This window comes from Parasphingomonas halimpatiens (assembly GCF_036663795.1).
Taxonomy (GTDB): domain Bacteria; phylum Pseudomonadota; class Alphaproteobacteria; order Sphingomonadales; family Sphingomonadaceae; genus Sphingomonas.
Map to the genome: position 1 here is coordinate 419,302 of NZ_JAXOJP010000001.1, position 22,966 is coordinate 442,267.

Genomic DNA, 22,966 nt, shown 5'->3' on the forward strand with positions numbered 1-22,966 from the left:
CCTCAGCTCAGGGTCAGTTCGAGAAACAGCATTCCGCGCGGCGCGCCGGCATAATAGGGCGCGATCGGGCGGAAGCCGGCGGCGGCATAAAGCGCCTGCGCCGCAGCCATGTCGGGCAGGGTGTCGAGCCGCACCGCGCGATAGCCGATCCGCCGCGCCGCGCCGACGATAGCGCCGATCATCGCAACGCCGAGCCCCATGCCGCGCGCTTCGCGCGTGACATAGAGGCGCTTCATCTCGCCGACGTCGCCGAGCGGGCGCAGTGCCGCGCAACCGAGCGGCGTACCGGCGAAATCGCGCGCCAGCAGCAGCGCGCCATGCGGCGTGGCGAGTTCATCGGCGAAATCCTGATAGCCGAGATCGATGCCCAGGCCATCGGCATAGGCCTGGAACAGCAGGCGCACGACCGCGACATCGTCGGCCGTCGCGACCTCGGCGATGGTATAGCCCGCCTGCGTGTGCCGGGACGCGAGATCCCGCGCCATCATCGCGCCCGTGCGGGCCGGCGGATCGCCTCGAGCGCGGCGATCAGCGCATCGGGTCGGCGCACGCGCAGTTCGATTTCCTGTCGCTCGGGCTGGTCCCAGGCGACGACCACGACGCGACGAAACATGCTGGTGCTCGACCGCACGTCGCGGATCGCGTCGCCGGGGATGCTCGCCTCGAGCCCATATATTTCGGGCAGGAACATGAGCGTGAAGGGAAAGAACGGCGTCACGACGAGCCGGTCGCCGGTCACCGCCACCATCAGGCAGTTGCCGGCACCGCCGAACCGCGTGATGATGCTGCGCAGCGATCGTCCCGAAGCGATGCGTTCGGCGAAGCGGGCGCCGGTCGGGAGGCGCGGGATGATCGGTTTGTCGTTGATCCGGCGGAAGGCGACCGAAATGCCGACTGCCAGGACGACCCATAGCAACGGGATGAGGAAGGACCATTGCGGCACGTCATGCGATCCGATCGATATGGTGGCGCGACCCGCCTAGCGGCACGCGCGACGATCTTCAAATGGCGACGCGGGCCACGCCGACACGCCGCCGCCACAACCCGCATCGGGTAACAGCGCCCGGACAAATTATCACCGAAATGAGTGACATTCTCGCCCGAATGGGTGAGACAGGGCCGAGGCAATCTGCCGCCTGCGACGATCGGGCAGGCAGCGTCACGAGGGAGGGCGATATCGTGGTCGATAGAATCCTGATAGCCGATGATCACCCGATCTGCAGCGAGGCGGTCGCGCTGGCCGCCCGCGTCGCGCTGCCGACGATCCATGCCGATCAGGTGGCGACGCTGGAGCTCGCCGAACAGGCCGCGCGCGGTTGTTCGGCCTATCGCTGCGTCGTGCTGGATCTGATGTTGCCGGATGCGTCGGGCTTTTCCGGCCTGCTGCGCCTGCAACGGATTCTCCCGGGCGTGCCGATCGCGATCATATCGAGCATCGAGGACGCCTCCGCCGCGGCGCGGGCGCTGCACCTTGGCGCGGCGGCCTTTCTGCCCAAGGCATTGCCCTTTGCCGAACTGTCGGCGGCGATCGGCCGTCTGGTCGCGGGCGAGCGCCAGCCACTGCCGACCGCCGACCCCGCGACGGGTGCGCTGCGCACGCTGCGCAACAAGATCGACACGCTGACCGCGGGCCAGCTGCGCGTCGTCATGGCGCTGCGGGCGGGCCAGCTCAACAAGCAGATCGCGCATGATCTCGGGCTCGGCGAGGCGACGGTGAAGACTCATCTCGCCGCGGCGTTCCGCAAGCTCGGCGTGTCCAACCGCACCCAGGCCGTCTTGCTCTTCCGCCAGCTCGACGTGGATGCCGATACGACGCCGTCCCGCCATGTCGGTGCCGTGCCGGCATGAACCTCGCGGCGCCGCGCGGGCACGCCGGATTGGAGCCGGCGCTGCGCGAAGCGGAGCGCGGTTTCGCGCTGGTCGCCGACGCGATCGACGACCATGCCATCTTCATGATCGCGCGCGACGGCACGATCCTGAGCTGGAACAGCGGGGCGCAGCGCATGAAGGGTTATGCGCCCGCCGACATCATCGGCACGCCCTATGCCCGGCTGTTCCCCGACGCCGACGGTGCCGATGCCGCCGACATTCTCGCGATCGCGTCGGCCGAGGGCAGCTATCGCATGGAGGCCGGCCTGCTGCGCCAGGACGGTACGCGCCTGCTGGCCGATGTCGCCGTCCATGCCGTGCGCGACGATGACGGCGCGGTCATCGGCTTCGCCACGATCGCGCGCGACGTCGGCGAGCGGCGGGCCGCCGAGCGGAGGCTTGCCGAGAGCGAGCGCGCCTATCGTCTGCTTGCCGACCATGCCAGCGACATCATCGCGCGCATCGATCTCGATGGGGTACGGCGGTACGTTTCGCCGGCATGTCGCACGATTTTCGGCTTCGAGCCCGAGGAACTGATCGGCTCGACGCCGCTCGGCCAGGTCCACCCCGACGATCGCGCCCCGGTCGAGCAGGGGCTCCGCGCGCTGTTGTCGTCCGATGAAGGCACGGTGCTGCGCTATCGCCAACGTCACCGCGACGGCAATTATGTGTGGATGGAAACCTCCTACACATTGGTGCGTGACCCGGTCAGCCGCGCGCCGCTGGAGTTGATTGCGGTGGCGCGCGACATTTCCCGCTACCATGCGGCCGAACTCGACGCAGCGGCAACCGAAGCGCGACTGCAGGAGCATGTCCGCCTGCTGCAGCTCGCCGAACGCGCCGCGCAACTCGGCCATTGGCGCTACGATGCGCGCGAGGCCAAGATCTTCTGGTCCGATCAGGTCTTTCGCATCCATGGCCTCGAACCGGGGCAGTTACCGGATCTCGGCGCGGCGCTGGCCGCCTATCATCCCGAGGACCAGGCGATGGTCAGCAACGCCTTTGGTGTCGCGCTGAACGACGGAACGCCCTTTTCCTATCGCGCGCGGCTGTCGCGGCCCGATGGCGAGGTCGTGCACGTTTCGTCGCAGGGGCAGACGATCCGCGCGCCGGACGGCACCGTGCTCGGGGTGTTCGGCACCTTTCAGGATATCAGCGAGCATGTCGCGACCGAGGCGCGGCTGTCCGCCGCGCTCGACGAGGCCAAGGTCGCCGAGCGCGCCAAGGCCGATTTTCTCGCCACGATGAGCCATGAGATCCGTACCCCGATGACCGGGGTGATGGGCATGATCGAGCTGCTGCGCGTCGAGAGCTCGGCGGAGACGCGCGACGCGCTGTTCGCGAGCCTCGACCGCTCGACCCGCACGCTGATGCGCATTCTCGACGATGTGCTCGACTATTCGAAGATTCAGGCGAAAGAGCTGGCGATCCGCTCGGAACCGTTCGACATGCGCGGCACGGTCGAGGCGAGCATCGACCTGTTTCGGCATGCGGCGCGCGCCAAGGGTCTCGATCTCCTGCTCGATTTCGCGGATGGGCCGACCCGGCTGACGGGCGATGGCGAGCGGCTGCAACAGATCCTGTTCAACCTGTTGGGCAACGCGATCAAGTTCACCGCGAGCGGCACCGTGACATTGCGGGTGACGCCGCCGGTCGATGGGGATGAATGGGTGTTTGCGGTGCGCGATACCGGCCTGGGGCTGCCGCCGGATGCCGACGTCCTGTTGTTCCGCCCGTTCGTGCAGGGCGATCCGTCGATCGCACGCCGCTTTGGCGGTACCGGGCTCGGTCTCGCGATCAGCCGTACCCTCGCCGAGGCGATGGGCGGCACGTTGAAGGTCGCACAGACAGCCGGGCCGGGGTCGTGCCTCGAACTGGTGCTGCCGTTGCCCGCCGCCGCGGCGGCGGTCGCCCCCGAACCAGACCCCGCCACCGCGACGGTCGCCCGCGACATCCTCGTCGCCGAGGACCACCCCGCCAACCGGCTGTTGCTCGAGACCTGGCTGACCCGGCACGGTCACCGCGTGCACTGCGTTGATGACGGGCCCGGCGTGGTGGCGGCGGCGGCGTCAGGCGCGTTCGACGTTATCCTGATGGACCGGCAGATGCCGGGCATGGACGGCTTTGCCGCAAGCGCCGCGATCCGCGACCTGCGCGGCGCGGCGGCGCTGACGCCGATCATCCTGCTGTCGGCGGACGTGCTGAGCGACATGGCGGCGGACATGCGTGCGGTGGGGGCGGTCGAACGGCTGGCCAAGCCGGTCGATTTCGCGCGCCTCGCGCAATGCCTTGCCCTGTTGCCGGGCCGCGCCGCGATACCGTGCGAGGTGATCGATCCGGCGGTGCTCGCGACGCTGTTCGACCAGCTCGGGACAAGCGCTGCCGGGCGCTTTCTCGCGATGGTCGAGGACGAACTATCGATGGCGCCCGACCGGATCATCGGCGTGCTGCGCGATGGCGACTTCCCTGCCGCCCATGATCTCGCACATCGCAGCATCGGCGCGCTCGCCAATATCGGCGCGGCGGCGCTCGTTGCGGCGTTGCGGCAGGTGCGACGCGAGATGTCGGCGGGCGATGCCGCCGCGGTCATCGTGGCGATCGCGAGTGCGGCGGCGGCGACGCGTCGGCGGTTCGACGCGATCGCGCGCCGCTATGGCGCTTCCGCCTGACCGGCACGCCGCCGTAGGTAGCGCAGCGCGAGGCCGCAGGCGGTGCCGATGGCGATCGCCACGGTCAGGTCGGCGAGCACCGTCAGCGCCATCGTCAGAAACAGCAAGGCGAGGTCGGCGCGCGGCGCGCGCAATCGCTCGGGCCAGCGATGCGGTTCGCTCATCGTCCAGGCGGTGACGACCAGCAGCCCGGCCAGCGCCGGCATGGCGAGATAACCGGCCAGCGGCGCCGCCACCATCATCACCGCGAGGATGACGAGCGCATGGACCATGCCGGCAACCGGCGTGCGCCCGCCGGCGCGCACATTGGTCGCGGTGCGCGCGATCGCGCCGGTCGCCGGCAGCCCGCCGAACAGCGGCGCGGCGATATTGGCAGCGCCCTGCGCGAGCAGTTCGGCATTGGAGCGGTGCGCGCCGCCGATCATCCGGTCAGCCACCACCGCCGATAGCAGCGACTCGACCCCGGCGAGAAAGGCGATGACCGCGGCCGAGGGCAGCAGCGCGACGATCGCCGCCAGCGATATCGTTGGCAGATGCGGCCAGGGCAGCCCGGCGGGCAGCGCGCCGTAGCGCGAGCCGACGCTGTCGACATGCAGCATGAGCAGCGCGACCACCGCGCTGGCCAGCGTCACCGCGACCACCAGCCCGGGCACTTTCGGCGCCCAGCGGCGCAGTGCGAAGATCGCCGCGATCGTCGCCAGCCCGATCGCCAGCGCCGCCGGGTTGAGCGTCGCCCGCGCGTCCCACAGCATCTCGATCTTGGGCAGGAAATCGGCCGGCAAGGGGCCGCTCGACAGGCCGAACAGATCCTTGAGCTGGCTCGTCGCGATGACGATCGCGATGCCCAGCGTGAACCCCTCGATCACCGCTTCGGGGATATGCGCGATCAGCCGCCCGGCGCGGAACAGCCCGGCAACGAGCAGGATCACCCCGGCCATCAGCGTCGCCAGCAGCAATCCGTCGAATCCGTGCCGTGCGATCACGCCATAGACCACGACGATGAACGCCCCGGTCGGCCCGCCGATCTGCACCCGGCTGCCACCCAGCGCCGAAATCAGGAAACCGCCGATCACTGCGGTGATCAGCCCCGCCGCCGGCGCCGCGCCCGAGGCGATGGCGATGGCGATGCTCAGCGGCAGCGCGACCATCGCGACGGTCACCCCCGCGACCGCGTCGCCGGCGAACTGGCGCCTTGTATAGCCGGGCAAGGTGGAGAGGATCTTGGGTTTCATGGCAAATCGATCCGTACCAGCTTGTCTCGCGCCGTCGCGCCGCGCAGCAGCGTCAAGGCCGAGCGCGGCCGCCCCAGCGCGGCGGCGAGCTGGGCAAGAATGGCGTCATTGGCGCGACCGTCTTCGGGCGTCGTGGTGGTGCGAATGGCGAGCACGGGTGCCGCGCCCTCGGCCGGCAGCGCGATGCCGTCGGCGCGGGCATTGGGTGTCGCGCGGATCGCCAGCCGGCCCTCGGCATCGGCCAGCGCGAGAATCGCGGCAGGCGGCGGCGTGGCGGGTCGCGGACGCGCCATTATCCGCACCGTGCCGGGCAAGGGCGCGCTGCGTGATAGAGTCTCTGCATGCATGGCCCCATCGCAACGTCATAGCGCGCGCGAGGCCCATCTTGTCCAGTGCGGGATGACCCGTATTGGCTGGAGCGAGCTGCATTTCGATGGAAACGCAGATCGCTCCAGATTCTGTGTGGTCGCGTGCTTGATAGCGAATAGCCGGATTTCCACCTATTCGCAGCACGCTCTGGTGGGTGGGCGCGTATCGCCGGGCGCGATGCTGGCCGCCGGCCGATTGCCGGCCCATTCTTGCGCCGATGGTGCGGTAGGTCGGAGAGCCGCAGCACAAGGGGGGAGGTGCAGCCCTCCGACCATGCGACATCAAACGCCGTTAGAGCGGGGAGGGTTGCGCGAGGCACGGAAAAAACCGCACAACATGCATCAATAGATAGCGCATCGCGTCCTTTCGTTCGGGAACGAAATGACTTGTTCGCGAGATTAGCCATCCATCACTTCCGCCCAACTGGACGAGGTCATGACATGGACGAAATGTTTACCCGCATCGCCTCGCGCGCGGCATCCTATCTCGGCGCCCCGGCGGCTTTCATCATCTCGACGCTGCTGATCATCGTCTGGGCGGCGAGCGGCCCGGCGCTGCATTATTCGGATACGTGGCAACTCATCGTCAATACCGCGACGACGGTGCTGACCTTCCTCGCGGTGTTCCTGATCCAGAACAGCCAGAACCGCGACGGCGCCGCGATCCAGGCCAAGCTCGACGAGATATTGCGCGCGCTCGACAATGCGCGCGGCGAGTTCGTCGGCATCGAGCATCTCACCGACAAGCAGATCCGCGCGATCCGCACCGCGCTCGAAAAGCAGATCGACGAGAATGACGATACCACCGGCGAGACGGTCGAGCAGTTGCTCAAGCGTTCGTGATTGTCGGGTAAGGCGTGCGCCTGCACCGCCCGGTCATGCGTTTGGCGTAAGACGATGCGGCACACGGTGCGTGCCCGCTACAAAGGAGAGCAGGAAATGGACCGTCCCCGCGACGACGCGATCGAAAACAACCCCGATCACGAAACCCCCGGCGGCCGCACGCCCGAGCCGGTCGAGAACCGCCCCAATGTCGGCACGACCACGCCCGAGGATTATCCGGCCGCCGACCGCGAACAGAGCCGCCCCGACGGCGCGCCCTGACGCCATCTGTCCGATACCTCATCGCACGGGCTTTGCACCTTTAGCCCCTCCCTTTCAGGGGAGGGGTTGGGGTGGGGCCTCTCCCCGAACGCCGCGCTTGCGGCCCGGCCCCACCCCCAACCCCTCGCCTGAAGGGGAGCGGCTTGAAAGAGTCAGACTCCCTGGGATCTGTATGAATCACCGCGCCCGTTCATGGTGAAGTTATGTCGCTCCAAGTGCCGATAGTGGCCGCGCGGCGCGGAGTAACGGCGCGCGCTCGGCGAGGTCGTTGCGGATCGTCGTCGCCGCGACGCCGCCTTCGCCGACCGCATGGCTGATCTGGTCGAGGCCCTTGACCACGTCGCCTGCGGCATAGAGCCCGGCGACGCTCGTGCGCTGGTGCGTATCGACCAGCAGGCAGCCATCGTCGGTCATCTCGGCTGCAAGGCCGCGTGCCAGGTCGGAGCGGATCACCGAACCCAACGCAGGATAGACGCTGGCGAAATCCAGCCGTCCGGCGGCGGTGTCGAGCGCGATGCGCTCGCCTTCCAGCGTCAGCCGACCGCTCGGCCCGTCGGCTAGCGCCACGCCGGCGCGGTCGAGCGTCGCGCGGTCGTCGGACGAAAGCTCATGCGGTCCGTCGGGCGCGATCAGCGTCACGTCGGCGGTGAAGCCGCGCAGGAACAGTGCCTCGCGCATGCCGTGCGCGCCGGTGCCGATCACGCCGACGCGGCGGTCGGTCACCTCATAGCCGTCGCAGATCGGGCAATAACGCAGCAGGCCGCGGCGCAGCGCATCGGCATGGTCGCGTTCGGTGATGTCGGGGCGGCGATTGTGGACGCCCGTCGCCAGCAGCACGCTGCGCGCGGTGAGCGTGCCGCTGCTCGTCGTTACGCGGAAGGCGTCGCCGTCGCGTGCCAGCACGGTTGCCGTCGCCTGGACGATCTGCGCGCCATATCTGGTCGCGTGGCGCGCCATGCGCCGCAGCAGCGCCGGCCCGGCGATGCCGCCGGGATAACCCGGCACATTGCGGCTGCACGGGATCAGCGCGGCGCGGCTGTCGCCGCCGTCGATCACCGTCACGGCAAGGTGGAAGCGCGCGAGATACAAGGCGGCGGTCAGCCCAGCCGGGCCGCCGCCGATTATCACGCAGTCGATCGTATCGTCGCTCATATGCCGGTTGGATATCCCGCAAGATAACGCCGCGCCGGGACGGTCCCGGCGCGGCGCGCCTTCGATCAGTTGGGACCGGTCGTGACGGTCGTCTTGGTCCGCGTCACGGTCGCCGGATGCGTGGCGCGGTGGCGCACCGTGTGGCGCACGACGCGGCGCTTGACCGGGGCCTTGGCGACCGGCCGCGTCGTGGCAACGGCGGTCTGCGTCGTTTCGGTCGTTACCGTCGTCGGCGCGGGGGCCGGCGCGGCGATCACGATCGGCGCGGGCGGCGGTGCCGAGCGTGCGGCGGCGGCATCGGCCTGCGCCGCGGCGGCGCTTGCCTGGGCGTCGGCGGCGCGGGCATTGGCGGCGGCGGCCTGGCGCTGCGCCGTCTCGGTCGCTGCCTGCTGGTCGTTCAGCCGCGCGCGCGATGAGGCGGAGAGCGCCATGTCGGCGAGTTCGGAGGCATGGGTCGCATCGCGGATCGCGCCGTCCTTGTCGTGATGCGCCAGTTCGTCACGCGCCAGCCGCAGCGCGGCCACCGCTTGCGCCTGGAAACGCGGCGCGTCGCCGGCCGCGCCGACGGTGTTGCCGGCCTCGATCTTGGCCTGCGCCGCGGCGATCGCCTTGCGGGCCTGGTCGGTCTTGCCTTCGGCAAAGGCCGATACCGGCATCGCGACGAGTGCGGTCATGGCGACGCCACGCGCGAAAAATCCCAGATGCTTCATCTTGTATCTCCTGCAATGTCACTTCAGTGCGCGCTCAACGACTGCGTCGCGCGCCTGTTCCGGTGATTCGTGGAAGCTGTTGGAAGACAAGGGAAAGGCAAAGCGGCCGGTCAGTGCGATCGTTGGGCGGCTGATCTCGCTTCGGCAGGGAGCCTTGGCGGCCCGGGAGTGGCACGCCGCAATTCGCGCGACCCCTGCGATCAGGACTTCACCCGTTCATCGGTCGGTACCCGTGCCGCTGACGCGGTCTGTCGGACGGGTTCGCCGCCGTCATCCCGATGCGATGGAGGCGTGCGGTCCGCCTATCGTCATGTACCTTCGACGCTAAGCGGCCGCATCTTCCGCAGAGAATTTCAGCTTGAACATCGGCGTCCGGTGGCGGTCCGCAACGGTCATCTCCCACTGTTCCGCATGCCAGAACGACTCGGGCATCTCCTTCAATATTTCCCCCGACAGCCGGATAGCCTCAACGCGCACGGCGTGTAGATCGGGCCATTCGGAACCCTCGCCATCGATATGCTCTTCACCGTCTTTTATGTCGAAAAAGTATCGTTCCATGCTGGCCTCGCGCGTTCAGGCGGGAGCACTCGCTCTCAGTCGCGCGTGCCTCGGAAGATGCCGCTATAAGTTTAACATAGGTTTTTAAACTGGTGCATGCACGTGAAAAAGCCAACGGGTCAGTGGATGCTCTGAACCCGGCCCGTTTCGACAATGAGACCATTTGAAAATGCAAGGCGTCCCGGCGCATCGGTGAAAGCCCGATATTTTTCGGCGTTAAAGACAAAAATGTTTCAACCCGAACATCGAGCGTTGTTCCGGTTGGTATTTGACCATCGATTGCGCACTGCTTCCACGTTACGGTCAGTCGAACATGATCGCTATCAAAGTGGATGCAATTTTGGTCGCCCGTCATCTAGACAATCAACAGGTACGTGGACATAAATTGTAGGGAAATCATTACCAGGAAGAGCAGCGATGTTTGCAATCATCAATCGGTCTATTCTGCTCTGTGGCGTGTTGGCCGCCGCAACGGTGCTCGTCGCGCCCGGCGCGGCGATCGCGCAGGCGGAGCGCGACGTGGGCAATCCGCGCCTGCTGCCCGACACCGCGGGTGCGCCGTCGAAGATGCTGCTCTCGGCCGTTCAGGGCCCGGGTTCCGCTGCGCGCGAGCGCGTGCTCGAGCTCGACGTGGTGTTCACCGACAGCCAGATCTTCAACCCCGCGACCGGGCGCTTCGACAAGGTCCGGCTGCGCAGCTACAACGGCACCGACGTCGATCCGACGACGCCCTATGTCTCGCCGACGATCGAGATCCGCCCCGGCGAGACGATCCGCGTCAATCTCGACAACAAGCTGCCGCCCGATCCCGGCTGCAAGCCCGGCGACCACATGCCCGACAAGCCGCACTGCTTCAACGGCACCAACCTCCATACCCATGGGCTGTGGGTCAATCCGGCGGGCAATGGCGACAACGTCCTGCTGTCGATCAACCCGGGGGTGCAGTTCCAGTATGAATATAATGTCCCCGGTGACCATCCCGCGGGCACCTTCTGGTATCACACCCACCGCCACGGCTCGACCGCGCTGCAGGTGTCGAGCGGGATGGCGGGCGCGCTGATCATCCGCGGCGACCGCAAGCCGAGCCGCGACCGGCATGGCGATATCGACACGCTGCTCCAGGGCACGCCCGAGCGCGTGCTGGTCATGCAGCAGATCCAATATGCCTGCATGGAAACCGTGACGCAGCCCGACGGCGCGAAGGTGCGGCAGCCCAAGACCAACAAGGACGGCACCTATCGCTGCGACCCCGGCGATGTCGGCACGATCGACAATTACGATCTGTTCGGCCCGGGCGCCTGGGGCAAGTCGGGCCGTTTCACCTCACTCAACGGCGTGGTGCTGCCGACCTTCCACGCGCGCCAGGGCCAGGTCGAGCGCTGGCGCATGATCCATGCCGGCGTGCGCGACACCATCGCGCTGCAATTCGCCCGGCTCCGGCCCAATGCGAAGCTGCTCGCCTCGCTCGCGCCGAAAGCGGCCGATCGCTTCCTGCGCCAGTCGTGCAGCGCGGACTATCTCAGCTATAATCTGATGGCGGCGGACGGGCTCACGTTCGCCGCCGCGCAGCAGAAGAAGGTCGCCGTGTTCCAGCCCGGCTATCGCTTCGACGCGCTCGTCGTCTTCCCCGAGCCCGGCATCTACTGCGTGATCGATGCCGCTTCGCCCAATGCCGGCTCGATCGGCGGGGAAGGGACCGATGTCGGCCCGCGGCTGATGGGCTTCGTCACCGTCGCGCCGGGCACCGCGGTCGGGCCCGACGTCACCGCCTATCTCACCAACGCGCTGGTCGCCAATGCCGACGCGACCATGCCGCCCGACGTCAAGCCCGGCGTGATCGCCGATCTCCGCGACGGCCTCAAATTCACCCAGTTCACCCCGCACCCGACGATCACCGCCGACGAGGTGACGGGCACGCAGGAGCTGACCTTCTATATCGACGTGACCAACCCCAACGGCACGCAGTTCGAGGTCGGCATCACGCTCAACACCGCCGATGCGCGCTCCTATGACCCCAACCGCATCGACCGCAAGCTCAAGCTCGGCGGGGTCGACGAATGGACCTTGCAGTCGCACTTCGTCAGCCACCCGTTCCACATCCACGTCAATCCGTTCCAGGTCGTCGAGATACTCGATCCCAATGGCAAGGATGTCAGCGCCCCCGGCGCGATCGACGATGCCGGCGGCACCGTCGATCCCGAATATGCCGGGCTCAAGGGCGTGTGGAAGGACACCTTGTGGATCAAGAGCCTCGTCAACACGCCCGGACCGCCGCCGCCGCACTCGATCTACACGATCAAGGTGCGCACCCGCTATGAGCGCTATATCGGCGAATATGTTCTGCACTGCCACATTCTCGACCATGAGGATCAGGGCATGATGCAGAATGTCGCGGTGGTCCTGCCCGACGGCGATGTCGGCGACGCGCAGAACCAGCTCCAGGGGCATATGCAGGAGCACGACCACAGCCATTGAGTATCGCAACGCGGCCCCGGCGACGTCTGGGGCCGTGATCACCGGCCGGCAGCCGGCGCTCGCCGCCGGGCACCAGCTTCGCTCAGAGAAATCTCCCGCGCGCCGATCGCCCGCCGCCCTGCGCGCGCGGCACCGCGCTTTGTCCGTCCGGCTTTCATATTCCCGTCGCATGGCGCTGCTACCGCGCCGGCAGTTCGCAGCGTCACCGGTCGACCTGCGGCACTGCCGAAGGGAAAGTGACATGTTCCGCAAGGCGCCCCGCACCGTGTTCACCGCCCTGTGCCTGCTGCTGCTGAGCCTGACCGCCGCCGCCGCGCAGCAGCTCGGCGGCGAGGCGATCGAGCATGCCCGGCTGCTCGGCGCGCTCAACCTTGGCGGCGAGGTGTTTCACGTCCAGGGCGTCGATCTCGACCGCCGCCATATCTGGGTCACCTCGGTCGATCGTGCCAATCGCCGCGGCTATCTCCACATATTCGACCGCGCCACCGGGCGGCTGCTGCGCCGGATCGAACTGACCGACGGCGCACGCTATCATCCCGGCGGCATCTCGCTGCACGGCGGTTCGCTGTGGGTGCCGGTGGCCGAAATGAAGCCCGACAGCTCGGCCGTGCTTGTGGAGATCGATAGCGAGACGCTGCAGGTCCGCCGCAAGATCCATGTCGCCGATCATCTCGGCTGCGTGGCGGTGTCGGGCACCAGCCTCATCGCCGGCAACTGGGACAGCCGCCTGCTCTACATCGTCGATCTGCGCCGCGGCGGCGGCGTCCGCGTCGTGCCCAATCCGTCGCTCACCCCGTTCCAGGACATCAAGGTCGTCGGCGGCCAGCTGGTCGGCGCCGGGCCGCTGACGCTGTGGAGCGGCACGATCGACTGGATCGACCTCGCGACGATGCGGCATGTCCGCACGCTGCGCGCCGGCGCGACCGACCGCGCCGCGCCCTATACCGGCGAAGGCATGGCGCTGCAGGGCCGCGATCTCTACCTCATCTCGGAAGACGGGCCGAGCCGGCTGTTCCACTTCCGGCTCGACGCGTAGCCGGCGGGGCAGGGCGGGCCATGATCCGACCGGCGAGCCCGGCGATCGGCACGAGATAGGACAGATAGATCAGGTGATACCAGGCCGGATAATCCGCCCAGAGGACGTAAAGGTGAAGCGGCAGCGAGAGCGCCAGAAAGAACCCGCCGAGCCACCATGCTGCCTTGCCCGCGTCGCCGGCCACTCTCGTCGCGACCCCCGCTGCAACCCCCGTGCCGAGCGCGCCGATCGCGAGCCGCGCGACGAACATGACGACGCTATAGGTCTTGTGGGGTTCCGCCGCCGCATAGGCCGGCCACAGGCCCCGCGCCGCCAGCGTTGCCGCCAGCGCGATCGCGAGTGCGGTCGCGCCGCCCGCCGCCAGCGCCGCCCCTTGTCGGACCGTGAACGTCATCATCGTTTCATTTCGGGGGAGGCAATGGGTTCAGGTCCTTCCAGGCTGGCAAGCGCCGCCTCGAGCTGGTCGAGCCGGTCTTGCAGGGTCTGGACGGCGAGATCGTCCCCACCATGGCCGCCGCCGCGTGAAAAGCGCACGGCGTTCTGGAGGTCGATCTGACGGCGGACGTCCGCGCACGCCGCGACCAGCTCGGCGCGCAGCCCCATGTCTGAATCGCTCGCCGCGCGCTGCGGCTGCTTGCGTCTGCGCCACCACATCGCCCGCATGATAGCGCGGCGCGCCGTTGGATGCCATGGGCGGAACGCGTCGCTACCGTACCCCGAGCATTTCGACCGCCGCGCCATAAAGATGCTCGCGCGCGGGAAAGGAGCCGTCGGTCACCGCGCTGGCATAAGCGGCGATGCTCGCGTCGATCTGCGCGCCGAGCTCGCCGAAGCGGCGCACGAAGCGCGGGCTGCGCTCGGTCATGCCGAGCATGTCCTCGAGCACCAGCACCTGCCCGTCACAGGCCGGGCTGGCGCCGATGCCCAAAGTCGGGATCGGCGTGTTGCCCGTGATGTGCCGCGCCAGCGGTTCGACGATCGCCTCCATCACCATCGCAAAGGCACCCGCCGCGCTCACCGCCGCCGCGTCCGCCTCGATCGGCCCCGGCTGGTTGGCGGCGGAGGAAAGCCGCGCCGCCTCGTCCTTGCCCTGCGCGCGGAACGAGCCGATCGTGTGGATCGACTGCGGCGTCAGCCCGATATGGCCCATCACCGGAATGCCGCGCGCCACCAGAAAGGCGATCGTCTCGGCAAAGGCCACGCCGCCCTCGATCTTCACCGCGCCGCAGCCGGTTTCGCGCATGATGCGCGATGCCGAGGCAAAGGCCTGTTCCTTCGATTCCTCATAGGACTGGAACGGCATGTCGACCACGACCAGCGCATAGCGCGACGCCGCCACCACCGCCCGGCCATGCATGATCATCATGTCGAGCGTGACCTGCAACGTCGTCTCGAAGCCGTAGAGCACATTGCCCAGCGAATCGCCCACCAGCAGGATGTCGCAATGCGGATCGGCCAGCCGCGCGCTGAGCGCATGATAGGCGGTCAGCATGACCAGCCGTCCACCGCCCTTGCGCGCCCTGATGTCCGGTGCCGTCGCCCGCTTGATGACGCTGTGAACCGACATGATACCTCTCCCTGAAAAGCTACGCGCGGATCAGAGCCGTGCGGCCTCGATCTGGTCCAGATAGATGAAAGACGGCGCACGCACACCGGCCACGCGCCTGATCTCGACCAGCGCGGGCGATTCGAAGAAGCGCCGCGCCGCGTCGAGCGATGTCCAGCGCGAGAAATGGACGATGCGCCGCGCCTCGTCCTGATAGGCCAGCAGCTGATAGTCGATCTCGCCCGCTGCCTTGCGCATCGCGGCGGCGCCGTCGAACACCGCCTTCCATGCCGCATAATCGGCGACCTCATGGCTGATCAGCACGAAGCTGTCGCTCGGCGGCGCGCTCATATCGTCCCGCCCGGATGGACGACGAGATCGATGGCGAAGCCGATCCACATCGCCGACAGAATGATGCACGCGGCGAGATACAGGCGGAAGCGGGTGCGCACGGTGTTCGGCCCGATATGCACCACGCTGTGCAGCGCCCGGAACTGGACGAAGCCCCAGGCCAGCGCGGTCTGGATGTCATTGGCCTGGTGCGTCGCGATCAGCAGCGGCACCAGCGCGAAATACAGCACCGGCATCTCGAACAGATTGGCCAGGTTCTGCGCCGGCCGCTCGACCGGCTGGAAATAGCGCGCGACCGCCTCGCCGCTGGCGAAATCGTGCCGCGACGGCGGATGGTCGGCGATGTGATGGAGCCGACCGCGCATCAGCGCGAACCACACGCCGAACATCACCGCGACCATGGCAAGCGTCGGCCACAGGATTGGCCAATGGGATGGTGTCATGCTGCAACCCTTCTAGGTATCAATTCCGCACCTAGCCATAGAGGCTGGATTTGTTTTTGCAACCCAGCTAAAGCACGGGCATGGGAATCACGCCGTTCCGCCACCAGTCGCCGATCCATCTGAGCCATTGCACGCTCGCGGCGAGCTTCGACTTTCTCGGCGATCGCTGGTCGCTGCTGATCGTGCGCAGCGCGCTGTTCGGCCTTCGCCGCTTCGAGGATTTCCACACCGAACTCGCCATCCCGCGCACCGTGCTCGCGGCCCGGCTGAAACGCCTCGTCGCGGCGGGCATCATGACCCGGCAGGAATATCGCGCCGCTGGCAGCCGGCCGCGCGCGGAATATATCCTGACCGAGATGGGCGAGGCGCTGCGCCTGCCCTTTCTCGCGATGCGCCAATGGTCCGATCACTGGGTCGGCAAGGGCCGCACACCACCGATGAACCTCGTCAGGCGCTCGACCGGCGCCGGCGTTCGCATCGCCTGTGTCGACGATGCCGGCGCGCCGGTCGAAGGCGAGGATCTGGCGGCGGATTTCGCGCCCTGGGCACCCGAACCGCGGCCCGACGGGGGCGCGTGACCCGATAAACCCAGAGAGGCGACCAATGCGCGATGAAACCTGCGGCTTCCTCGGCCTCGGCCGCATGGGCGAGCCCATGGCGACCAACCTCCTCACTGCGGGCGTGAAGCTGCGTGTGTGGAACCGCTCGCCCGCCGCGCCGGCGCGCATGGCGGCGCTGGGGGCAATCCCCATGCCCGATGCACGCGACGTCCTGCGATCGTCCGGCACGGTGATCCTGATGCTCGCCAATGAGGAAGCCGCCGACACGGCGCTCGAGCGCGGCGAGCCCGCCTTTGCCGACAATGTGAACGGTCTGCTGCTGATCCAGATGGGCACCACCTCGCCTGAATATTCGCGCGGGCTGGCGGCCGATGTCGCGGCGTGCGGCGGCCGCTATGTCGAGGCGCCGGTGTCGGGGTCGCGGCTGCCGGCGGAGCAGGGCGCGCTGGTCTGCATGCTGGCCGGCGGGGCGGACGACGTGGCACGCGCGCGGGCGCTGGTCGCGCCGATGTGCCGCCAGACCTTCGCCTGCGGCGCGGTGCCGGGCGCGCTGCTCACCAAGCTGGCGGTCAATCTGTACCTCATCACCATGGTCACCGGGCTGGTCGAAGCGGTGCACTTCGCGCAGGTCTCAGGCGTCGATCTCGCGCTGCTCCGCGCGGTGCTCGATGCCGGGCCGATGGCCAGCGCGGTCTCGACGATGAAGCTCGACAAGCTGCTCGCCGGCGATCTCAGCCCGCAGGCCTCGCTCGACGACGTCCTGATGAACAGCCGCCTCGTCGCGGGGGCGGCCCGCGCTGCCGGCATCGCCACGCCGCTGCTCGATGCCAGCCATTTACTTTATGCCGAGGCGAGCGCCGCCGGTTTCGGCGCGGCCGACATGGTCGGGGTGGGTGCGGCGATCACGGGGCGGACGATGGAGCGGGGGCGGGAGTAGTCGGGAATATCGTGGCACGCGGAATCGCCACGCGTTCAAGTCTTTCCGCAATCTGCCCCGCCCGGTGCGGGCACTACGGCTTGGCCGGCAGCGGTATCAAGAAGCCATCGCCCGGCTCTTTGAGGTGATAGGCCTCCAGCGCCGCCTGGTAACCGGGCTCGGTCGGTCCGATCCGCGCCGGCGGCGGCAGCGCGATGTCGGGCACGGCCGAATAATAGCTGATGCTGATATGATGGTCGTCCTCAAGGATCACCTGGCCCGCTGCCTGGCGGATCGGCTTGACCTCGCCCGGCGCGATCCCGCCCAGTGCGCTGCGATAGAAGCGATAACCGGTCGATGTCGGCGGGAAACGTTCGGCACCGATATAGGGCGCGAACGCCCTGTTGGGGACGATCGCCATATTGCCTTTGTCATCCAGCACCGCGAACGAGACGATCATCCTGTCCGCGCTGCGAAAGCGCGCGTCGCTGAAGGCGATCTGCATCGCGGCGGGTTTGTCGCCGCTCGTCGCGCAACCCTGGCAGGCGCAGATCGCCAGCAGCGCGGTCGCCGCGCGCTTATACTCCCGGCTGAAGTGCCGCTGGTCGACTCCGTTCGCCATACCGTCCTCCCTACAGGAGAACTGTCACCCTTTTCCCGGTCTCATTTCAGGGGTGCACTTCACCCGTAATCCGTAATTAAAATTACACGATGCGCCGTAATTTATGTAAATAATACTATATAATATAACATGCTATTGAGTTTTCTCATTTCTATTATAGGCACGCATATTTTCTACATACAATATTCCGGCGCCGCAGATTGCTCCGTACCAGTCCCTTCCATTAATTTTATTAATTGTAACCATTGCGTCAACCTCATTTATTTCAATTAGCTGCGCACTAATTCTGTAATTCGTTATTTTGCTTTTTCTAATAAAATTTCTCAATTTATGATCTAAAAGTAGATCGTAGCATATTGTGCTATCTTTAGTAATAGAATCTTCAAAAGAATAAGCAATGTATCGCCCATTAAGATAATCTATTCTTACATTCATATATTGAAAATTGTTCGCACTAGGCGCGGCGGCAACTTTCGCGCATAAAGGCGAACAAAATAACAATAAGGTTAATAAAATTGAAATAATCTTATTAATTTCATGGGAATTTTCGTCCATAATATTTCCCCATCGTAGCACTTCCTGCATTTGGATTACGGTGCCACGTGCAACAATCCCTTATCTCTCGGCCCGTGTTCGGTAGGCAAATGCAGCAACGCCCGCGCCGCCCAACCGCAAACGGCGTTAACCGTTCGCGCACGTCACCGTCATCGGCGCGGATTCGGCGACACGTGCCATAACCGCTTTTCTCAAGAGATTAGGCCATCGCGCTCACGCCTCGCGACGCCCCCTCACTTCCCCACCGGTGCAAAATCCACCCGCGCCCGCTCGCCGATCAGCCCGCCCGCCACGCGCCCCTCGACCAACTCGTAACCCATCAGCGCGAACACCCGGTCGCCCAGGAAGATCGGCCGCGCATTGCCATACCAGTCGACGCACGAGGCCTTGCACGCATCGTCATGCGCGCCCGCTGCGTTCGCCACCAGCTCCCCTGCCGGCGAAAAGCGCCGCGCATCGCGCCGCAGGAACGCCACCGCCGATCCCGATCCCAGGAACCGGTCCGCCGTCGGCTCGCCCAGGTCGCGCGTCACCGGCAGGCCCAGCATCCCCGATGCGCCGTCCGCGCTGCCGTCATCCGGGCGGTAGAAGAATGCCTGGCTGCGCTGCTCGCCCTCATGCGCCGCCGGCAGGAAATAGCTGTCGCCGAGTCTTGGCTTGCCGCTCAGCTCGATCGCGCTGAACCCCAGCCGCTCCTTGGGGTCGTTGCCGATCGCGATCGCGTCGCTGCCGATGATGTCGATCCGGTCGACGCCGTGCGGCACCGCGATCCGTGCGATTGGCGCACCGTTCAGCGGCACGGCATAGACCGTCATCGCCCCGCGATGCTCGTTGAATTCGCCCGCGGCGTAGATCAGGTCGCGCCCGACGAAGCGATTGTGAAAGCTCCACGCCTTCTCCTCCAGCGGCAACGGCCGATAGGCCGAACGCGGCATCAGGCGAGAGCCGTCGCCGAACGCGGCCAGCGGCACGGTCAGCAACGCCGCGTCGCCCTCGCTGTGCACCGGGCGCCACATCGCATCCCCGCCGCCCCCGCCGGCGCGCACCACGACGTTCAGCCGCTCCGCCGCCCGGTCTTCGGCGAAGGAGAACTGGTCGATCGGCTCGCCCCACGCCTGCGCCGCGCTCGGTGCGGATCCGTCGAGCGGCAGGCGATAGACATAGGCGCCGGCGCGCTGGCTGTCGTCGTCCTCATTGGCGGTCCACACATAGACCGCCTTGCCCGAGACGTAGAAGGTCCGCGAATACGATCCCAGCACCGCCGTCGATCGACACGCCAGGCGCGGTGCGGCAAGGTCGCACAGCGTCACGCTGTGCAGCGTCGAGAGATCGCCCTCAGGCCGACGGCGCAGCGGCTCGGGCACATAGAGCCTGGTGATCGGCAGCGTGCGGGTGAAGGCCGCGTCGGCCTTCCCGGTCCAGCGCTGCAGCCCGGGCAGCGCGTCGAGCGGCGCGTCGCTGTCGAAATCCAGCGGCGTATAGAAGATCAGCGTCGAGCCGATCAGCCGCGAGGCATAATTGCTCGACGAATAATAATCCTTCGACCGCAAATGATGGCTGTCCTCGAACCGCAGCCGCCCGTCCGGCGCCATGCGGAAGCGGTTTATCTCGGTGCCGCCGCGCTCATAGCTATACCCGACCACCACGATCCGGTCGCCGCTGACCAGCATCTCGTCATACCAGGCATCGCCCGACGTGCCCGGGGGAAAGGCGTCGATATGGTCGATGCTGCGCATGCTTTTGCCCGCCAGCGACACGGTGAACAGCCGCCCGCGCCGCAGGATGACGAGGTGCGTGCCGATCACCTTGACGATCCCGCCCTCGTCGACATCCGCCTCCTGCGTGTTGGTGATGCGCGGGTTGCTCACCTTGGCGCCGGTGAGAATGACGTCCTGTGTCGTGATGCTCGACACCGCCCCGGGCGCCGCCGGGGCGGGTTCGGCTACCGACGGCGGCGGTGGAGGGGAAGGCGGCGGTGGCGGGGTATAAGCCTCGCGCTCCCGCGCGGCGGCACGCTTCAGAAAGGCGATAAAGGCCTTGTCGCTGGCAAAGGCGCGCATCGTGCCATCGGTCTCACCGGTTTCACCGGGCGACGACAGCGCCGGCGACGCGCTCGCACCGGCCAGCAGAAGGATCGCCAACGCCCGTGCACATCTACGCATCCGCCTCTCCCCGTTACGTTATCCTATCGCGAATGCGCGCGGGATCAAGGCGTTGATCGCCCTCGCCACAAGCGGGGTTCCGGTGACGGGTTCCGGACGGGGGTTCCGGTGACAGTGCATTTAATTGACCCGGGTTCCGGTGACAGTGCATTTAATTGACCCGCCCCGACCCAAATAGTATGAAGAGCGCATGGCTCGCCTGGCCCGCGCGATATTCCCCGGTCACCCGCATCACGTGACCCAGCGCGGCAATGGTCGCGCGCAGACCTTTTTCGATGACGACGACTATGCGCTGTATCGCGAGCTGCTTGGCGGACACTGCGCCGCCGCCGGCGTCGAGATCTGGTCATGGGTGCTGATGCCCAATCACGTCCACCTGATCCTGGTACCTAGCGACGCGGACGGGCTGCGGCGTGCGCTGTCGGTCGTGCATCGGCGCTATGCGGGGCATGTCCATGCGCGGCTGAAACGCACCGGCCATTTTTGGCAGGGGCGCTTTGGCTGCGTGGCGATGGACGAGGCGCATCTTCTGGCAGCGCTACGCTATGTCGCGCTCAATCCGGTGCGCGCCGGTCTGACGGGGCGCGCGATCGACTGGCCATGGTCGAGCACGCGGGCGCTGGCGGGTGGTGTTTCGGACGGTATTACCACGGCGGCGCCAGCGCTGGCGCGCTATCCGGATTTTAGCGCGCTGCTGGCGGCGGGTGAGGACGAGGAAATGTCGATGCGCCTGCGCAAGGCCGAACAGGTCGGCAGGCCGGTTGGCGATGAGGGTTTCCTCGAGCAGCTGGAGAAAGTCAGCGGGCGAACGTTGCAACGCGGTCGACCGGGGCCGAGGGCGAGATAAATGCACTGTCACCGGAATCCCCACCGGAATCCCTGTCACCGGAATCCCCTGCCTGACCTTTGCCGGTGCCTTTGCCAGCACGCTGGCCGGTGGTGAGATCAACTGCGTCGATGGCGCCGATTATGGCGGCGTGACGATCACCCGGGCGGTCGCCATCGTCTGTGGCACCGCAAGCGCGCACCTCCGCGTGGGCAGCAGCGACGGCATTGTCGTCAATGCCGGGGCGGGCGACGCGGTGACGCTGCGCGGGCTGGATATCGCCGCCGACCCGACCAACACCACGTTCAGCGGCATCAGGCTGCTCTCGGCAGGCTCGCTGACCATCGCCAACACCCAGCTGCGCGGTTTCACCGGCACCAGCTATGCCGTGACGATCGTGCCGACCGTTGCCACCGTGACGGTGCTGGTCGATCGCGTGTCGATCGCCAGCAGCGCGGCCACGACCGCCGGTGCGCTGCTGGTCAGCCCGAATGCGGGCGGCACGGTGCGCGTCACCATCGCGCATTCGCGCTTCGACGGCAGCGCCGGCACCGGGGTGCGCTTCGACAGCGTCGGCAAGACAGGGGTGACGATCGCCGCGCTGGTCGACGACACGCTGTTCACCGCGAACAATGTCGCGCTGCTCGCCAAGGCGCCGGCCGGCACCGGCACGATCACGCTGACGGTGCTGGACACGACCTTTTCGCGCAACAGCTATGCGGCGAGCATCAACGGCGCGGTGACGGCGATGTTCGGCAACAGCACGATCTCGACCAACGGCACCGGCCTGATCGTGCAGAACGGCGCGGTGGTGCGCAGTTCCGGCGACAACCGGCTCGGCGGCAACACCACCGACGGCGCGTTCACGGCCCAGGTCGCGCCGCGCTGAGGGCAGGGGGCCAGGGCGTAAGGCGGGCCTCGGGTGGGGCTCAGTACCCGCCCCGTAACTGTGTCCCGGAACTTGGTATAATGCGGACAATCGCATCCTCTGGTGGGGACGGTTCCAAGTTCGATGCTCGGATATGGCTGCAATCTTTGTCAACACGGTCCAATTTATCACGGGGAGATGTGAGTACACCAGACGATCACGTTGTTTCCGGCGGTCACCTGCAAGGATGCAAGTTTAGCGAGGGTGGTGAAGCTGCTGTTGTTTGGAATTGCCTGCACAATTTCCGAGCCAGTGCCTGGTGTTGAAACCAGCTGAACGAAGTTTGTACCTGATGGCTGATTGCTCCATACATTTACCGTAATCTTTCGAACATCGACTGCCGCAGGTGAGTACAACGAAAAGGTCTGAAACCCGGTCATTTCCGGATTTGGAAACCGGAACCCGACTTGCCCACCCGAAGCAACACAGGCCTCCATTAGCGGAATAAACGAGACAGGAAGTCCTTGCGCATGTGCAGAATTTGCAGACATGAGTAGCAGAACCCAAATCATCATCGAAAACTTGCGAATCATGACCTTCCCACCCTTCAAGAAACTGAGTATTTTTGTTATACTTCCGCTTGTTTTCGGAATTGCGGTGAAACGTACAACAACCTCCAAATAATGCCCAAATCAGCGCAAACAGCGACCGTTTTCCCACGCCCCACCGCTATCAAGGCAACGGTCCTGAGCCACGAACGGCGCCAGCCACGCGGCAGCAACAAGCGCAAGAGCGGCCGCCACTGCTGTCGCCAGCATCATGCGCTTCCATGATCGTCCCATTCGTGAACCATAGCATCGCGATTCAACGCCGCCAGCCGCTTTGATGTCACGAGGCGATGGGTGGGTGATGAACCCACCGCTCCCGCGCACTTTTTGTCGCCC

General features: G+C 66.5%; 26 protein-coding genes. 10 read left to right on the forward strand and 16 right to left on the reverse strand.

Features of this window, described 5'->3' with window-relative positions; translation table 11 throughout:
• Window positions 1–2 precede the first annotated feature (2 nt).
• A complete protein-coding gene (locus U1839_RS02100; protein WP_332802017.1) occupies window positions 3–485 on the reverse strand; it encodes a GNAT family N-acetyltransferase in 483 nt (160 codons plus the stop codon).
• Entirely contained in the window at window positions 485–943 is a 459-nt protein-coding gene (locus U1839_RS02105; protein WP_332802018.1) for a hypothetical protein, read from the reverse strand. The genes U1839_RS02100 and U1839_RS02105 overlap by 1 nt, the downstream gene beginning before the upstream one ends.
• 236 nt (window positions 944–1,179) lie before the next feature.
• Here U1839_RS02105 and U1839_RS02110 point away from each other — a divergent pair, with 236 nt between their 5' ends.
• Together U1839_RS02110 and U1839_RS02115 are read left to right on the forward strand one after the other, a co-directional pair.
• Window positions 1,180–1,848 (forward strand): response regulator transcription factor, encoded by a 669-nt coding sequence (locus tag U1839_RS02110; RefSeq protein WP_332802019.1) that lies wholly within the window; start codon window positions 1,180–1,182, stop codon window positions 1,846–1,848.
• Complete coding sequence (locus U1839_RS02115) at window positions 1,845–4,538, forward strand: PAS domain S-box protein (RefSeq protein WP_332802020.1); 2,694 nt, start codon at window positions 1,845–1,847, stop codon at window positions 4,536–4,538. Before U1839_RS02110 ends, U1839_RS02115 begins: the two co-directional genes overlap by 4 nt.
• Here the strand turns inward: U1839_RS02115 and U1839_RS02120 are convergent.
• Together U1839_RS02120 and U1839_RS02125 are read right to left on the reverse strand one after the other, a co-directional pair.
• The gene (locus U1839_RS02120) at window positions 4,520–5,770 is read right to left on the reverse strand and encodes a SulP family inorganic anion transporter (RefSeq protein ID WP_332802021.1); all 1,251 of its coding nucleotides are present in this window, start codon (window positions 5,768–5,770) and stop codon (window positions 4,520–4,522) included. The genes U1839_RS02115 and U1839_RS02120 overlap by 19 nt on opposite strands.
• On the reverse strand, window positions 5,767–6,063 hold the full coding sequence (locus U1839_RS02125; RefSeq protein ID WP_281129966.1) for a DUF167 domain-containing protein: 297 nt from the start codon (window positions 6,061–6,063) through the stop codon (window positions 5,767–5,769). Before U1839_RS02125 ends, U1839_RS02120 begins: the two co-directional genes overlap by 4 nt.
• 516 nt (window positions 6,064–6,579) lie before the next feature.
• On the opposite strand from U1839_RS02125, the gene U1839_RS02130 reads away from it, so the two are divergent.
• The gene (locus tag U1839_RS02130; protein WP_332802022.1) at window positions 6,580–6,981 is read left to right on the forward strand and encodes a low affinity iron permease family protein; all 402 of its coding nucleotides are present in this window, start codon (window positions 6,580–6,582) and stop codon (window positions 6,979–6,981) included.
• A 96-nt stretch (window positions 6,982–7,077) separates the two neighbouring features.
• A complete protein-coding gene (locus U1839_RS02135) occupies window positions 7,078–7,242 on the forward strand; it encodes a hypothetical protein (RefSeq protein ID WP_332802023.1) in 165 nt (54 codons plus the stop codon).
• A 201-nt stretch (window positions 7,243–7,443) separates the two neighbouring features.
• Here the strand turns inward: U1839_RS02135 and U1839_RS02140 are convergent, their stop codons facing one another.
• From U1839_RS02140 to U1839_RS02150, 3 genes are all read right to left on the reverse strand, one after another.
• The gene (locus U1839_RS02140; RefSeq protein WP_332802024.1) at window positions 7,444–8,394 is read right to left on the reverse strand and encodes an NAD(P)/FAD-dependent oxidoreductase; all 951 of its coding nucleotides are present in this window, start codon (window positions 8,392–8,394) and stop codon (window positions 7,444–7,446) included.
• Window positions 8,395–8,459: 65 nt separating this feature from the next.
• Window positions 8,460–9,104, reverse strand: a complete 645-nt coding sequence (locus tag U1839_RS02145; RefSeq protein ID WP_332802025.1) for a hypothetical protein — start codon at window positions 9,102–9,104, stop codon at window positions 8,460–8,462.
• A gap of 324 nt (window positions 9,105–9,428) precedes the next feature.
• Window positions 9,429–9,662: a DUF6894 family protein gene (locus U1839_RS02150; RefSeq protein ID WP_332802026.1), complete on the reverse strand. Its 234-nt coding sequence runs from the start codon at window positions 9,660–9,662 to the stop codon at window positions 9,429–9,431.
• A gap of 456 nt (window positions 9,663–10,118) precedes the next feature.
• Here U1839_RS02150 and U1839_RS02155 point away from each other — a divergent pair, with 456 nt between their 5' ends.
• Window positions 10,119–12,137 (forward strand): multicopper oxidase family protein, encoded by a 2,019-nt coding sequence (locus U1839_RS02155; RefSeq protein ID WP_332802027.1) that lies wholly within the window; start codon window positions 10,119–10,121, stop codon window positions 12,135–12,137.
• Between the two features lie 241 nt (window positions 12,138–12,378).
• Window positions 12,379–13,173, forward strand: a complete 795-nt coding sequence (locus tag U1839_RS02160; RefSeq protein WP_332802028.1) for a DUF6454 family protein — start codon at window positions 12,379–12,381, stop codon at window positions 13,171–13,173.
• Here the strand turns inward: U1839_RS02160 and U1839_RS02165 are convergent.
• From U1839_RS02165 to U1839_RS02185, 5 genes are read right to left on the reverse strand one after another with little or no spacing between them, the layout of a single operon-like run.
• A complete protein-coding gene (locus U1839_RS02165) occupies window positions 13,121–13,567 on the reverse strand; it encodes a hypothetical protein (RefSeq protein WP_332802029.1) in 447 nt (148 codons plus the stop codon). The genes U1839_RS02160 and U1839_RS02165 overlap by 53 nt on opposite strands.
• A complete protein-coding gene (locus U1839_RS02170) occupies window positions 13,567–13,836 on the reverse strand; it encodes a hypothetical protein (RefSeq protein ID WP_332802030.1) in 270 nt (89 codons plus the stop codon). The genes U1839_RS02165 and U1839_RS02170 overlap by 1 nt, the downstream gene beginning before the upstream one ends.
• A 43-nt stretch (window positions 13,837–13,879) precedes the next feature.
• Window positions 13,880–14,740, reverse strand: coding sequence for a 3-methyl-2-oxobutanoate hydroxymethyltransferase (gene panB / locus U1839_RS02175; protein WP_332802031.1), 861 nt, complete (start codon window positions 14,738–14,740; stop codon window positions 13,880–13,882).
• Between the two features lie 30 nt (window positions 14,741–14,770).
• Window positions 14,771–15,070: an antibiotic biosynthesis monooxygenase gene (locus U1839_RS02180; protein ID WP_332802032.1), complete on the reverse strand. Its 300-nt coding sequence runs from the start codon at window positions 15,068–15,070 to the stop codon at window positions 14,771–14,773.
• Window positions 15,067–15,513 carry an MAPEG family protein gene (locus U1839_RS02185; RefSeq protein WP_332802033.1) on the reverse strand — a complete coding sequence of 149 codons (447 nt, stop codon included), beginning with the start codon at window positions 15,511–15,513 and terminating at the stop codon, window positions 15,067–15,069. The genes U1839_RS02180 and U1839_RS02185 overlap by 4 nt, the downstream gene beginning before the upstream one ends.
• Window positions 15,514–15,593: 80 nt before the next feature.
• Between U1839_RS02185 and U1839_RS02190 the strand changes: the two genes are divergently transcribed.
• Window positions 15,594–16,091 (forward strand): winged helix-turn-helix transcriptional regulator, encoded by a 498-nt coding sequence (locus U1839_RS02190; RefSeq protein WP_332802034.1) that lies wholly within the window; start codon window positions 15,594–15,596, stop codon window positions 16,089–16,091.
• A 25-nt stretch (window positions 16,092–16,116) separates the two neighbouring features.
• Complete coding sequence (locus U1839_RS02195; protein WP_332802035.1) at window positions 16,117–17,010, forward strand: NAD(P)-dependent oxidoreductase; 894 nt, start codon at window positions 16,117–16,119, stop codon at window positions 17,008–17,010.
• Window positions 17,011–17,083: 73 nt separating this feature from the next.
• On the opposite strand, the gene U1839_RS02200 is transcribed toward U1839_RS02195, so the two are convergent.
• From U1839_RS02200 to U1839_RS02210, 3 genes are all read right to left on the reverse strand, one after another.
• Complete coding sequence (locus tag U1839_RS02200) at window positions 17,084–17,611, reverse strand: hypothetical protein (RefSeq protein ID WP_332802036.1); 528 nt, start codon at window positions 17,609–17,611, stop codon at window positions 17,084–17,086.
• Window positions 17,612–17,743: 132 nt separating this feature from the next.
• Window positions 17,744–18,166, reverse strand: a complete 423-nt coding sequence (locus U1839_RS02205) for a hypothetical protein (protein ID WP_332802037.1) — start codon at window positions 18,164–18,166, stop codon at window positions 17,744–17,746.
• 233 nt (window positions 18,167–18,399) lie between these two features.
• Complete coding sequence (locus U1839_RS02210) at window positions 18,400–20,328, reverse strand: beta-propeller domain-containing protein (protein WP_332802038.1); 1,929 nt, start codon at window positions 20,326–20,328, stop codon at window positions 18,400–18,402.
• Between the two features lie 190 nt (window positions 20,329–20,518).
• On the opposite strand from U1839_RS02210, the gene U1839_RS02215 reads away from it, so the two are divergent.
• Both U1839_RS02215 and U1839_RS02220 read left to right on the forward strand, forming a co-directional pair.
• Window positions 20,519–21,175: a transposase gene (locus U1839_RS02215; RefSeq protein WP_332802039.1), complete on the forward strand. Its 657-nt coding sequence runs from the start codon at window positions 20,519–20,521 to the stop codon at window positions 21,173–21,175.
• A 130-nt stretch (window positions 21,176–21,305) separates the two neighbouring features.
• The gene (locus U1839_RS02220) at window positions 21,306–22,043 is read left to right on the forward strand and encodes a hypothetical protein (protein WP_332802040.1); all 738 of its coding nucleotides are present in this window, start codon (window positions 21,306–21,308) and stop codon (window positions 22,041–22,043) included.
• A gap of 167 nt (window positions 22,044–22,210) precedes the next feature.
• Here U1839_RS02220 and U1839_RS02225 read toward each other — a convergent pair whose 3' ends face one another.
• Window positions 22,211–22,615, reverse strand: a complete 405-nt coding sequence (locus tag U1839_RS02225) for a hypothetical protein (protein WP_332802041.1) — start codon at window positions 22,613–22,615, stop codon at window positions 22,211–22,213.
• Between the last annotated feature and the right edge of the window lie 351 nt (window positions 22,616–22,966).